Origin of the sequence: Rosistilla carotiformis (genome assembly GCF_007753095.1) — a bacterium.
GTDB lineage: Bacteria > Planctomycetota > Planctomycetia > Pirellulales > Pirellulaceae > Rosistilla > Rosistilla carotiformis.
Genome location: NZ_CP036348.1, coordinates 3908987 through 3921005, shown reverse-complemented (window position 1 = coordinate 3921005; position 12019 = coordinate 3908987). Strand labels below are relative to the sequence as shown.

At 57.6% G+C, this 12019-nt stretch carries 11 protein-coding genes; 1 reads left to right on the top strand and 10 read right to left on the bottom strand.

Going from position 1 to position 12019, the window contains the following annotated elements; genetic code table 11:
- Positions 1–3 precede the first annotated feature (3 nt).
- Entirely contained in the window at positions 4–828 is an 825-nt protein-coding gene (locus Poly24_RS14155) for a sulfite exporter TauE/SafE family protein (RefSeq protein WP_145096386.1), read from the bottom strand.
- Positions 829–1317: 489 nt separating this feature from the next.
- A complete protein-coding gene (trxC, locus tag Poly24_RS14150; RefSeq protein ID WP_231753137.1) occupies positions 1318–1734 on the bottom strand; it encodes a thioredoxin TrxC in 417 nt (138 codons plus the stop codon).
- Between the two features lie 265 nt (positions 1735–1999).
- On the opposite strand from trxC, the gene Poly24_RS14145 reads away from it, so the two are divergent.
- The gene (locus Poly24_RS14145) at positions 2000–3691 is read left to right on the top strand and encodes an ABC1 kinase family protein (protein WP_145096380.1); all 1692 of its coding nucleotides are present in this window, start codon (positions 2000–2002) and stop codon (positions 3689–3691) included.
- Positions 3692–3907: 216 nt separating this feature from the next.
- Here the strand turns inward: Poly24_RS14145 and Poly24_RS14140 are convergent, their stop codons facing one another.
- From Poly24_RS14140 to Poly24_RS14105, 8 genes are all read right to left on the bottom strand, one after another.
- Entirely contained in the window at positions 3908–4777 is an 870-nt protein-coding gene (locus tag Poly24_RS14140) for a HEAT repeat domain-containing protein (RefSeq protein WP_197451900.1), read from the bottom strand.
- Between the two features lie 40 nt (positions 4778–4817).
- Positions 4818–5885, bottom strand: a complete 1068-nt coding sequence (locus Poly24_RS14135) for a pyridoxal-phosphate dependent enzyme (protein ID WP_145096374.1) — start codon at positions 5883–5885, stop codon at positions 4818–4820.
- Positions 5886–6000: 115 nt separating this feature from the next.
- Complete coding sequence (locus Poly24_RS14130; RefSeq protein WP_145096371.1) at positions 6001–6819, bottom strand: SDR family NAD(P)-dependent oxidoreductase; 819 nt, start codon at positions 6817–6819, stop codon at positions 6001–6003.
- Positions 6812–7729, bottom strand: a complete 918-nt coding sequence (locus Poly24_RS14125; protein WP_145096368.1) for a succinylglutamate desuccinylase/aspartoacylase family protein — start codon at positions 7727–7729, stop codon at positions 6812–6814. Before Poly24_RS14125 ends, Poly24_RS14130 begins: the two co-directional genes overlap by 8 nt.
- A gap of 7 nt (positions 7730–7736) precedes the next feature.
- Positions 7737–8651, bottom strand: coding sequence for a dihydrodipicolinate synthase family protein (locus Poly24_RS14120; protein WP_145096365.1), 915 nt, complete (start codon positions 8649–8651; stop codon positions 7737–7739).
- A gap of 69 nt (positions 8652–8720) precedes the next feature.
- Positions 8721–10004, bottom strand: a complete 1284-nt coding sequence (locus Poly24_RS14115) for a sialidase family protein (RefSeq protein ID WP_145096362.1) — start codon at positions 10002–10004, stop codon at positions 8721–8723.
- An 81-nt stretch (positions 10005–10085) separates the two neighbouring features.
- Positions 10086–10739 (bottom strand): GntR family transcriptional regulator, encoded by a 654-nt coding sequence (locus tag Poly24_RS14110; RefSeq protein WP_145096359.1) that lies wholly within the window; start codon positions 10737–10739, stop codon positions 10086–10088.
- The gene (locus Poly24_RS14105; RefSeq protein ID WP_145096356.1) at positions 10736–11851 is read right to left on the bottom strand and encodes a sialidase family protein; all 1116 of its coding nucleotides are present in this window, start codon (positions 11849–11851) and stop codon (positions 10736–10738) included. The genes Poly24_RS14110 and Poly24_RS14105 overlap by 4 nt, the downstream gene beginning before the upstream one ends.
- Positions 11852–12019 lie beyond the last annotated feature (168 nt).

Below are 12019 nucleotides of genomic sequence, written 5' to 3'. Positions count from 1 at the left end.
TCTTTACAACACCACCGATTTGAAAATCACAAAGACCGCGACCAATACGACCGCGATCGAAAACGTTTTTTGCAGCGTCGGACCCTTCAGCCGCTTGGCAACGATCCCGCCGATCCACATCCCCAAAAATCCACCCGCCATGAATTGCAACGTCGTTGTCAGCGACAGTTCGTTTCCACCGGCAATGTGCGACGCGACTCCGCTGATGCTGACCAACACGATCACAAACAGCGAAGTGCCAACGGCTTGATGGATCGCCATCCCGCTGAAGATCACCAGTGCAGGGACGATCACAAATCCGCCGCCGACGCCAAACATCCCCGACAGCACACCGGTCATCAGACCGACAGCGACCAATAGGCGTGCGCAACGAGACGTTAGGATCAGTTTCCCATCGGCATCGCGCTGGCATGCGCTGCGATCGGGGCCCGGTTCGTCTTCCGTCGTGCAAACGCCGCTGGGGAGCGTCGGATTGCATGCCTTGGACCACATCCTTTGAGCGACGACAAACATCAACAATGCGAACATCACCAGTAAGACATTGGCGGGAACCAGCGTCGAGAAATACGATCCGATTGGAGCCCCCAGCATCCCGGCGACAGCAAACAGCAGCCCCGTTCGCAGTTCCACTTCTCCGCGAATCAATCTTGGGATCGCACCAAACAAAGCGGTTCCGCCCACTGCGGCCAGCGATATGCCAACCGCTTCGCGAGGGCTGAACGAGAGTCCGTAGACCAGCAGCGGAACGGCGAAGACTCCTCCGCCTCCGCCGGTCAGTCCCAAAGCAAACCCGACGACGACGCCGAACAAAATCGCTAGCCCCAACATGATCGTTCTCCTTGCAGTGAAACGCCGTCCGGCAGCGGTCGCTGACGTCTTCGTTCTTGGGGATCACATGGTTTGCACATGGCGAGACTCAATGCGTTGGAAAGGAAGCAAATTGCTGTCGCTAAGGAACGTAGGCGCGTTAGGTCGCGATTTAGCGATGTGTTAAGTGTCGCTTTAGGACTCCGGGGACTTCGTGGGAAAAAACGCGAATGAAAAGCTTCAATTCACGCTAGCAAGCCGTAATTGGTCGCGACGCCTCTTTTGAGATCGTTTGCGTAGCCAACAGAACTCTTGCATCAACACATTTAATATATCGTAACGTCACGATATGGCAATGCATTGGTTGTTCTGAATTGGAGGGATTTTTTTTGGGAACGCTGACGCCGGAGACGGAGAACGCGGAAGGACAACATCGCGATAGCAGCGTGCGTTGAACGCGTTGGCGATCGAGGGAATGGTCCCTTAGAGAACATCGCCGCCCGAGAGGCGTTAACGGTTTGCGAACTGGACAATTTGTTGCACGTTCATCGCTCCCGATTGCTGCGCAACCGGAACGCCCGCTTTGAACAAGATCATCGTGGGGATTCCGGAAATGCCGAACTGACCCGCGGTCGCCGGCGCCTGTTCGGTGTTCAGCTTGGCAAGCAGGATTTTGGGGGAAAGTCTCGCAGCGGCTTCCGCAAAGGCGGGCGCCATCATCCGGCAGGGACCACACCACGGCGCCCAGAAGTCGACGAGGACTGGCAGCTCGGTTTTGGCGATGAATTTCGCGAACGAGCTTTCGGTCAGATCGATCGGATGCGATGGCAACAGCGGCTGTTTGCACCGACCACAGATGGGACCGTCGGCCAACTTTGAATCGGGCACTCGGTTCACCGACGCACATGCAGAGCATACAAAATTCACGGTATCGATTCCTGTTGAACCAATCGAGTTGACGGATGGTTTGGAGATGACGTTTGCGTGTTTACGAAAATCAGCCGTTTGCATTCGGAAGCGATTGACTGGCAGTCTGCGACGGCAATGCGTGCCGGCTGATACGATCCTTTGAAATCAAGTTTTGGTCTGGCAGACGCGCGTGGGGCTTTCTATTCCCAACCTTGATTCTGCTAGACTGTCGATCGCCGCGCCGACGCATCGAAGCCCTCCTCGACGGAAAGCAACTATAGATATGGATATTATCGACGTCCCTCAATTGGTCCGCAATGCCGATCGGTTTCGTGAAGTCGTCGCCGTTTTGGCGAAACATGGACTGGCCGACTGGCTCTCCAGCGTTCCGCTCCCCTGGCTCGACCGCTTGCGTCGCAACGCTCCCGTCGAAGAGGAGGAGGATCTAACGACCGAAGAACGGATTCGGCTGGCGTTGACCGAGCTGGGGACCACTTATATCAAGCTTGGGCAAGTGCTGAGCACCCGGCCCGATCTCGTCGGGCAAGCGCTCGCCGACGAGCTGGCACAGCTGCGTGAGAACACACCGGCCGACGAACCGGCGGCGGTGATCGAAGCGATCCAATCGGAACTCGGCGGCAGCGTCGAGGAGCTGTTTGCGGAATTTGAAACCACCGCGATGGCATCGGCTTCGATCGGCCAAGTCCATCGCGCGACAACACATGCTGGCGAACCGGTTGTCGTGAAAGTGCAGCATCCCGGCATCGAACGTCGGATCGTGAACGACCTGGAGATCATGCTCAAGCTTGCTGAACTGGGCGAGCAACAATCGATGCGGCTGCGGCAATATCGCCCGGTCCAAACGACGCGCGAATTTCAGAAGACGCTTCTTCAGGAACTCGACTTCGGCCGCGAAATGCGGAACATGGAAACGTTTCGCAGAAACTTTGAAAAAAATCGGGAAGTGCGATTTGCGAAACCGTATCCCGAACTGAGTTCGCGGCGCGTGCTGACCATGGAGCGTTTCGATGGGATCAGCGTCTCCGATAAGGAGCAGCTGCAACAATCGGGGGCCGACCTTCCAGAGATCGCCCGCCGCGGAGCGAATCTGTTTGTCGAGATGATCTTTCGCGACGGCTTCTACCACGCCGATCCCCATCCAGGCAACATGATCGTCCTGACGGCCTCCGGAACATCAGAACAAACAACCGACGCGGTTTTGGCTGTTCTCGATTGCGGGATGGTCGGAAGAATCGACGAAACGTTGCGAGACCAACTGGAAACGGCGTTGATCGCCGCCGTCGGTCAGGACTCCGCCAAGATCACCAAAGTTGTCGCCCGGATCGGTGAAGTGCCACGCGATTTCGACGAAGCGGCGATGCATGGTGCGATCCAGGAATTGATCGAAGACTACGCCCATCAAACGCTCAACGAATTCGACCTCAGCGGCTGTCTGCATCAAATCGTCGAGATCATTCGCGAGCATCGGATCTACTTGCCCGCCAAGGTGGCGATGCTGTTGAAGGTGCTGATCATGCTCGAAGGGACGTCGCAGCAATTGAGCTCCGATTTCTGCCTTGCTGAAATCATCAAGCCCTACGGACGGCAGGCGATGTTGCATCGCTTCTCCGCCAAGAACCTTTACGGGCGGCTGAAGTCCAACGCCGAGGACTGGCAAAACCTTGTCGAAATGCTCCCTCGGGATGCTGCCGAAATCCTCGACAACTTCAAGCGAGGCAAGTTCGACGTCCATCTGCAACATCGCCGCTTGGAACCGATCGTCAACCGGCTGGTGATGGGGCTCCTGACCGCCGCGTTGTTTGTCGGATCTGCGTCGATGTGCAGTAGCGAGGTCCCGCCGACGATTCGCGGCTTTTCAATACCAGGATTTTTCGGCTGCGCGATCGCGATTGCGATGGGTACCGGGATCTGGCGCGACGTCCGCCGATCTTCGCGTTATTCGAGCGAAGATTAGCGTATTGGCTCGCTGTATCTCCACTGCATCGGCATCGTCTCCATCGTTTTCTTTGACGAGGTTGTGACGACGGAGTCGATCACCTATTGAACGAAGCTGACGACAGCGAGGGAAGGCATGTTGCAATCGCACGAGGCCTTCACTGGTTGAGGCGACGTTGAGGAAGCGAAGGCCTGGGGCGGTTTAGGAGCTTCCTTCGAGGCAGCTGAGCCTGCGTTAAGGCAACGCGTTCGGTTCCAACAATAGGAGCGATTGAGCGGCACGGATCCGCACGTCGAGATCTTCATCGTCGAGCATTGCAAGCAGGGTGTCGCGTGCACCGGCGAGCCTTGCGTGACCGCAAAATTCCGCTGCGAAAACCCGTACCGCGGGATCCTCGCTGTGCAGCGCGGCCTGCAGTTGCTTTCCAGCCGCTTCATCGCCGAGTGTTGCCATCGTGGCGACGAAGAAAATCTGATGCGTCGAGTCGTCGATGGTTTTCAACCGGTCTCGCAGTGCGGGGAGGTCGCTGGCTTGGCCGACGACCGCCAGGATCCATGCCGCGATGCGAGCCGTGTTGTCGTCTTCGTTCGCCAATTGTTGACGCAGCAAAACCAAGGCGGCGGTGTCGCCCGATCGCGCCAAAGCCGCCGCAGCCAACAATTGCTTGATGGAGTGGTCCGTGTTCTGCATGTGTTCACGCAACAATTGGCCATCGCCAGTTTGGGAGATCTTGAACAGCGATTCGCACGCATGCCCATGCCCGTGGGGATCTTCGTCGGCCAAAATTTCCAACAGCACGTTGGCGGCCGATTTGTCCCCAGCGCGAAACAGCTCGCGGGCGATGCCACAACGGTGTTGCGCGTCTTCGGTGGTCGACAATCGTGGGGTGAGCGCCGTGCGAACCTCGTCCCCTTGACCCGCCAACGTCAACGCTTCGGCGGCGTGCATTGAAGGCCAAAACTGGTCGCTGGAGAGTCCCGTCTGCAAGACTTGCACGATCTCCGTTCGGGCTGCTTCCGAAAGCCTCGCCTCACCGGCTTTCACAAGCCCTGCGGAAAGGACGACATAAAGTATTGGCAACCAAGCGGCTGAGTTCGATCGCATGGGGAGCGCTCCTGAGTGGCGAAGGCGGGGAAGAATTCGTCTATTCGTCGTGGGATTGGGATGCACCAAATCCGCGTTCGAAATGTTCGAGCGATATCGTTGGACAGAGGTTAGGACGCAGCATTGCATCGATCGAATCGACGTCTTTGAATCCCGTTCCGGTCACGAGGCAAACGATCGTTTGATCGGGCTGGACGATCCCCTTGTCGATTGCGTCAATCAAGCCAGCCAGCGGGACTGCGCCGGCCGGTTCGCTGAAGATCCCTTCTTTGCGCGCCAGTTCGCGTTGGGCCAGATAAATGGCATCATCCGGCACTAGCACTCCCGTGCCGCCGCTTGCCCGACAGGCGGCGATCACGGCATCGCCGTCGATGACCGTAGGAACTTGCAGCCCGCTGATCTTCGTCGCGCATTGGGTAATCTGGGCGTGATCGCTGCCGTCACGAAGCGGACCTGCAATCGTGTTATTACCGATCGGTTGCACGCAGTGAATTTTTGGCGTGGGAAGCGTGGCATGTTGCTCCATGGCAGCGCTAACGCCACGCGCGACGGCCAGTGTTAAGCCACCACCACCGGCACATGAAAAAATGTGGTCGGCATGTTGTTCCGTCGATGCTAGTTGGTCGATGATCTCACGACCGAGTGATTCGACGCCGCGCATGCCGATCGGACTGTAATGGTAGGCGCTGATTTGCAGTTGAGCATCGGGTTGATTGCCCATTCGTTGCAAGCACTCAAAGGTTGCTTGCGTGATCTGAGCGTCGAGCCCAAATCCACGAACCCTGCAAATTTTCGCACCGTACGCCAACATCTGCCTCAGCTTTCCATCGGGCGCCCCGTCGACAATCGCGATCGTGCATTCCATTCCGGTTGCTGCGCTGTAGGCCGCCAATGCGGATCCTGTGTTGCCGCTGGAGGTTGCGATCACGCGGCGTTTTCCCTGCCGAAGCATGTCGGTCACCGCGGCCGCCGCAAATCGATCCTTATAGGATCCGGTTGGGTTGACGGTTTCCAACTTGAAAAACAAATTCTGCAAGCCCAGCGCTGGGCCGATGCGTTGGGAACGCAGAAGCGGCGTGTTTCCTTGGCTGAGGGTGATCTTTTCCATGGAAGTCTTTCGGAAACCAAATGGGAAATGAAACTGCAAAACGTCGCGTTGGCCACGCCCGTCGCGCGATACTTCGCTCGACGGAATGCTTGAATCCAACGCGTCTCTTGTACTGCTAGGATTCGGGGAACTCTTTGGGGAACTGTTTGTTTTTCAGTCGATAGGGACTCGATTGGTGTGTCCAGCCGCCGTCGATCTCTAGACAAGCACCGGTCATGTAACTGGCGTCGTCACTGGCCAACATCGCGATCGAGCGAGCGATCTCATCGGCACGGCCGAAACGACGCAGTGGGATCATACCCTCTGCAAATTGCCGCAACGCGTCGCTCACGTTCTCGCCATCTTCGCTGACATAATCGGCGCTCATCTCGGTATCGATCGCGCCGAGATTCAGGCTCAGTACACGGACGCCAGCGGGGCCGTAGAGCGTCGCCAGTTCGTAGGTCAACGAATCGAGACCTCCTTTGGCCGCGATGTAGGCGGGGCTGATGCCAGAGGCGAGTTTCGATTGAATGCTGGAAATGTTCAGGATCACGCCTCGCTGCGCGGGTTCCATCTCCGCAGCGCACCATTTGGCGAGGAACGCGGGAACGGTTAAACATACTCGCAAGGTTTGATCCCATTCGTCCACCTGCATCGCTCGCATCGTGCCGATCTTGCGCCACGCGGCGTTGTTGACCAAGACGTCGATGCGGCCCAGTTCTTGCTTGCAACGCGAGACCGCTGATCGAGTGAACTGGAGATCGGCAAGATCCCCCACGCATTGGATTGTGCGACGACCGAGTGTTTCGATCTCGGCAGTAATCGTTTGCAACGCCGTGGCGTTGCGATCGATCAGCAGACAATCGTAACCGCGGTTTGCGAATTCCAGGGCGGTTGCGGCGCCCAAGCCTTGCGCTGCTCCGGTGACAATGACAACGGGCCGGCTATTCATTCGTGGTTCCTGTTTCGGCGGGATCTTCTAATATCACGGCCAGACAATCGCCCGCTTCCACCGGTGGCAAGACGCGACGCGTGAACAAGCGGCCGGTCTGGGTCGAATAAATCGTTGTGGTGTGGGATGTGAACGGATCGTGCAGTCGTCCCAGTTCATCGCCGGGACGAACGGTGCTGTCTAGCGGGAGCGTCGGTTCGTAGAAGCCCGCATGCGGTGCGGGATAGTTGAGCTGCAGATGACCGCTGGTATCGCGATCGTCTTCGATAACGCAGCGATCGACCGGCGCGGCCGCGGCGGGCGAAGGGAGCATCTCGCACTGCGCCATGACTTGCAAACAGCCTGCCGTGTAAGCGGCGACTCCAGCGGCTTGGCAACCTCCGCCACCGCCCCATTCTGCATAGATCGCAGGAACGTTGGCGTCGCGTGCTGCCGAAAGCGAGCGTCCCGGCAGACTTGCCGTGGTGCCCCAGACGATCGGCAAACCGAAGGCCGTTGCCATCTGCCGCTGCTTCTGCAACGTCGACGGATCGGAGACCAACATGTAGCCGACCAGAGGAGAGATCTCCATCGCTAGCCCTCCGGTGTGTAGGTCGATCATCAAATCGGATTGCTGAATCAAGCCGGTGATCGCGTGGGCAACCTGTTGCGTCGGCGTCCCATCGGCTGACCCCGGAAACGTTCGCGCTAGGTCGAGTTGGTCTGTGCCCACTCGACTGTGGCGAAGGTATGCCGAGTGATTGGCGATAGGAACCAACGTCACCTTGCCGGTGAGCTGTTCGCGATCGATCTGGCCCGCCAAACGACGGACCGCCGCGATCGGTTCGTATTCATCGCCATGGATGCCAGCGAGAATCAATATTTTCGGACCGGGATGACGACCAACGATCTCGATAGGATGCAAGTCCATGTTGGAACTATCGTTCGTTGGAGGTGACGGAAGTGCATGCCGCTTCGGTATCGATTAGACGCCGGATCGTCGGTTCGCTCAAGAACGTATCGCGTTCTTCCTGCGACAATTGATAATAGGGCTCGGGAGCCATCAACCCGTCGCAACCGAGCGCGTTGAGTGTCGCGGTTACCGCGCCGAACAAGCTGATTTCGCGAGCGATCGTCAAGTAATTTGAGAGGTCGGCTTGCAACCGCGTCGCTTCTTCCCATTGCCCGGCATCGGCGGCGTCGGCCAACGCGCGGCTCTGTTTCGGGAAGAGTGCAAACAGGCCGTCCAAATTATCGGGAACCTGCATCCGAACCAAATCGGCAACTCGTTCGGGCTGGGCTGGCACCACGCGCGTTCGACTGCCGAAACGATTCCACAACTCGGTCGTCCATTCCCAATCGCGGGTGCATTTCAGCCCATGGATGTTCGGATGGGCCGTCACCTGTTCGACCAACTCCATCGACAACGCGGTGCCCGTCAAAACGGGCAGGTCGTACAGGAAGAGTGGTTTGTTCGCCGCGTCGGCCAACTTCAAATAGTAATGAATCAGCTCGCGCTCGCTGTACTTCATTAAGTAGGGCGTCAGCACGACCAACCCGTCGACAGGCTGTTGTTCCGCGACTTGGATCCGCTCAAGGGTCCGTTGGTAGCTGAGGTCCCCCACGCCGATCCAGATCTCCGAACGTCCCGCGTTGACGCGAACACTCTCTTCGATCAACCGCCGATAGGTCGCATCGGTCTGCAACTGCATCAGCCCCATCGTACCGGCGACCAACAATCCGTTGATTCCAGCGGCCAGCTGCGCCTCGATGTGAGCCGCAAGTCCAAGCTCGTGAAGGCTGCCATCGGGATGCAGCGGGGTACAGATCGCGGAAATCAAACGTGTGGACATATCGGGAACGCTTTTGTTAACGAAGTAGGGTGCGGAACAGATGCAGTTTGAGACGCGACGACGCCGCTATTATGGAGCTTCGTCGGTGGAGGATGGAGCCAAACGAAGCAGCGCATATTCACGCTGGCGATAGGCGTGATGGGCTCGCGTATAGGTCAAGATCATTTCTTTGGTCTCGCGGTCTTCCATCAGGTGGACGTGCGATAGATCCAGGCGTCCGCGAGCTTCATCCTCGGGGTTCTTCTGGTCGACGACGACCACGCTGGAACGGATCAGCTGCAGCGATTGTGGATCGACTTCGGCAATCACCAAGGGGAAACGGGGCAAGTTGCCATCGGGATTTTCTGGGGTGATGTTTCCAACCCAGAAGATGCGCCCGCTGCTGTGACGCATCAGTACCGACATGCTGCTAGGGGAATAGAAGGAGGTGCCGTCGTCATAGGCCCATCGCTTGGGCTCGCTCCATGTTTCTCCCTCGTCGTTGGAAACCGCAAACCATTTGCTCGAGGCAACGGTGGAGTCGTGCGAGTTGCTGCCGCGCATCACCATCAGGATCCGCCCATCGGTCGATTCAGCGATCGTCGGTTCGATCAGCCCACGAACGGTTTTCGCCGGATCCCCTTTGACTCGCGTCGGCATTCGCCAGGTGATGCGATTTTCGGCAGTCCAATTTCCGACCAACACAACCGCTTCGGTATAGGTGTGGGCACGTGGCGGTTGATAGAGTTCGCCCGCTTCGTCGAGAACCGTCATCTGGACTGGCTGCAACACGCGACCACTGTCGGTGACGATCGGCGCACAACCGTTGTCGCCAACATAGATCGCGTTCTTTCCGATCCAGAGATCTTCAAACGGATGTTTTGCGTCGAAGTCACCTTCGCCAACGATCGGATCGTCGCACAACCAGCTGGCACCGCCGTCCGTTGAAACACGATACCGCAAATAGTAGGTCTTCTGCGCGATCGGTGGCTCGTTGATTTTGGGATCCAGGTTCGGCGTGTCCAGTGCGTTGACGATCGCCACGACGCAGTTGCGATTCGGGTCGAGGGTCGAAGTCGTTGGATTGCGGCGGAACCCGGGCGTCAGGCCTCTGGCGAGAGCGTGGTGCGAACGGATCGGACTCCAGTTCTTGCCGTTGTCGTCCGATTGCCAGCTGGAGCTAACCAAGCGGTTCTTCGAAACGTCGCCGTAGATCGCTCGATAGTACGGCGAGATCGCGTCGGTGAGTTCGCGTTTGACGATGGTGACGCAGGGGGGCTGAGCGTCCGCAGCTGTTAGCTTTTGCGTGGACGAAAGAACGACGCTAATCGCCGCAATGATTAGGGAGAAATGTTTGAGGTGGTGAGTTCGCATGAGGTAGGACTTCCTTAAAGTGCGGTGGGGCGAGATGGAATCGAGGGAGGTGCGATGGGTGAAAATTGCCTGTGGGGGAAATCAACCGATAAGTGAAGCGAACATGTGTTTTTCGAGCAACGCGATTGCCGCTTCGGTTTCGCCAGCCATGATCATCCGGCACAGTTCGCGATGGTCGCCGAGGGTTTGCACCCGTTTTTTCCGTACCGTTTGCAGATCTTCGACCGGTGAGAGACTGAAAATCAGCTGGGCCGAGTGCGAATACATCTTCGTCAGTCGCGAGTTCCCCGAGAGGGCAACTAGCGCCTGATGAAACAGGTAATCGGCTTCGCAAAAGCCGAGTTCCATGTCGGCATCATGTAACGTTTGCATCGTTTCGCAGAGGTCCAACAGCGGCTTGAAGGCTTCCTTTTTTAGTCGCCGTTGAGCCGCCATTTTGATCGCGCCCGATTCGAGCACACAGCGAGCGTGCATGAGCTCTTCGAACTCGAAATCGCCGAGCATGGGAGCAAAGAAGCCCCCCTTTTTTCCAAGCGTCAGCAGACCATCGTGCTCCAACAGCACCATCGCCTCGCGAAGCGCACCGCGATGCACTTCCAGCCGTTCCGACCATTCGACTTCCGGCAGTCGCGATCCGGGCGTGATCTGGCCGCAGATCAGCAGTCGTCGCAGCGCGTCGTAGCACTTTTGTCTTGCCGTATTACGCACGTCGTTCGACTTTGCTTCGGCGGTCATTGCGAAACTCCACCGTCGTTTTGATAGAACCAGTCGACGGGAACGCTGACGATTTTGGTTCCGATCTTCAATGGCCGTTTCAGTTGTTCGGTCAACCAATAGGCCAACAGAACGCGATCGTCGACGAAATGGATTGCGGTATAACAGAACCAACCCTTGGGATCGGTTTCGATCGCGGCGTTGTGCGTCCAGGTCGCACCCTCATCGGATGAGAGGGCTACGTTCAAGGGCGTTCGTCGTCCGGTTCCGTCGTTCCACACCAGCAACAGGTCGCCGGTCGATGGGATCCGTTTGATCGACGCTGGCGAGACGGGGCTGCTGAAGTTCCAAGCCTTCATCGGCGAAAAGGTCTCTCCGCCGTCGTCGGAATAGGCGTAAGCTTGCGTGCCAATGTTGGCTCGGCACCACAGCAAGATCCGGCCATCTTTGAGTTCGACGACGCCCGGTTCCTGCGTCTGGTAACGGGTGCCGGATTCGTTGATTCCGTGAAACGTCTGTTTGCCGCGTCGCCATGTTTTGCCGGCATCGTCCGATAAGTAACAGGCGATGTCCGATTCTCGGGTCCACTTGCCGTCGCGAACGTGAATCGCGGCCGGAGCGATCAGCCGTCCGCTTCGTGTCTGAATAACGCGGTCGTTGTTGACGACAAAATAGTTCGTTTCACCCGGCATACAATCGACCGGATCGCTCCACGTTTTCGCTTCGTCACTGCTGGTCCGCATCCGCAATCGGCAATCCATGATCGAGTGCTTCACCAGATAGAACAACGCGATCCGGCCATCGGCGAGCCGCAGCAACGACGCCGACATGTCGTTCTCTTTCCCTTCGCGTGGGAAGATCGGTTCGTCGTGGTTCGTCCAAGTCATTCCGCCGTCATCGGATGTGCAAGCGGTCAGATAACCGTGGGCATCGTCTCCGCCACTGATGCCCATAAATCGCGAGTAGATGTAAAGGATGCGCCCGTCCTTCAACGTCACGAAGCCCCCTTCGGTATTCCGAGGGTTGTCGGGCCCGGTCGGCAGCGTCATCACGGTTTGCGGCGTTTGTGCAAGCAGATGCGTGGAAAACGAACTGCAAGTGAGCAGCAGAAGGATCAGAGTGCGCGCGATCATGAAGGATCTCCAGGTGGGACGGAGGATTCGCAACGAGAAGATGCAAATCGGGGAGGCGTGGTTCTGTCGCCAATATGAGCCTTTCTTTGCCGACAATCAAGCGTCTTTTTGATAAAGCGATAGCAAAGTTTCTCAGTGGGTGGCGTTTTGCAGCGGGATGGACGCGGC

Coding starts and splice junctions, on each gene's coding strand:
- Poly24_RS14145 (WP_145096380.1), top strand. CDS start 2,000: ATGGATATTATCGACGTCCCTCAATTGGTCCGCAATGCCGATCGGTTT.
- Poly24_RS14135 (WP_145096374.1), bottom strand. CDS start 5,885: ATGGAAAAGATCACCCTCAGCCAAGGAAACACGCCGCTTCTGCGTTCC.
- Poly24_RS14105 (WP_145096356.1), bottom strand. CDS start 11,851: ATGATCGCGCGCACTCTGATCCTTCTGCTGCTCACTTGCAGTTCGTTT.
- Poly24_RS14140 (WP_197451900.1), bottom strand. CDS start 4,777: ATGCGATCGAACTCAGCCGCTTGGTTGCCAATACTTTATGTCGTCCTT.
- Poly24_RS14110 (WP_145096359.1), bottom strand. CDS start 10,739: ATGACCGCCGAAGCAAAGTCGAACGACGTGCGTAATACGGCAAGACAA.
- Poly24_RS14155 (WP_145096386.1), bottom strand. CDS start 828: ATGTTGGGGCTAGCGATTTTGTTCGGCGTCGTCGTCGGGTTTGCTTTG.
- Poly24_RS14115 (WP_145096362.1), bottom strand. CDS start 10,004: ATGCGAACTCACCACCTCAAACATTTCTCCCTAATCATTGCGGCGATT.
- Poly24_RS14125 (WP_145096368.1), bottom strand. CDS start 7,729: ATGGACTTGCATCCTATCGAGATCGTTGGTCGTCATCCCGGTCCGAAA.
- Poly24_RS14120 (WP_145096365.1), bottom strand. CDS start 8,651: ATGTCCACACGTTTGATTTCCGCGATCTGTACCCCGCTGCATCCCGAT.
- Poly24_RS14130 (WP_145096371.1), bottom strand. CDS start 6,819: ATGAATAGCCGGCCCGTTGTCATTGTCACCGGAGCAGCGCAAGGCTTG.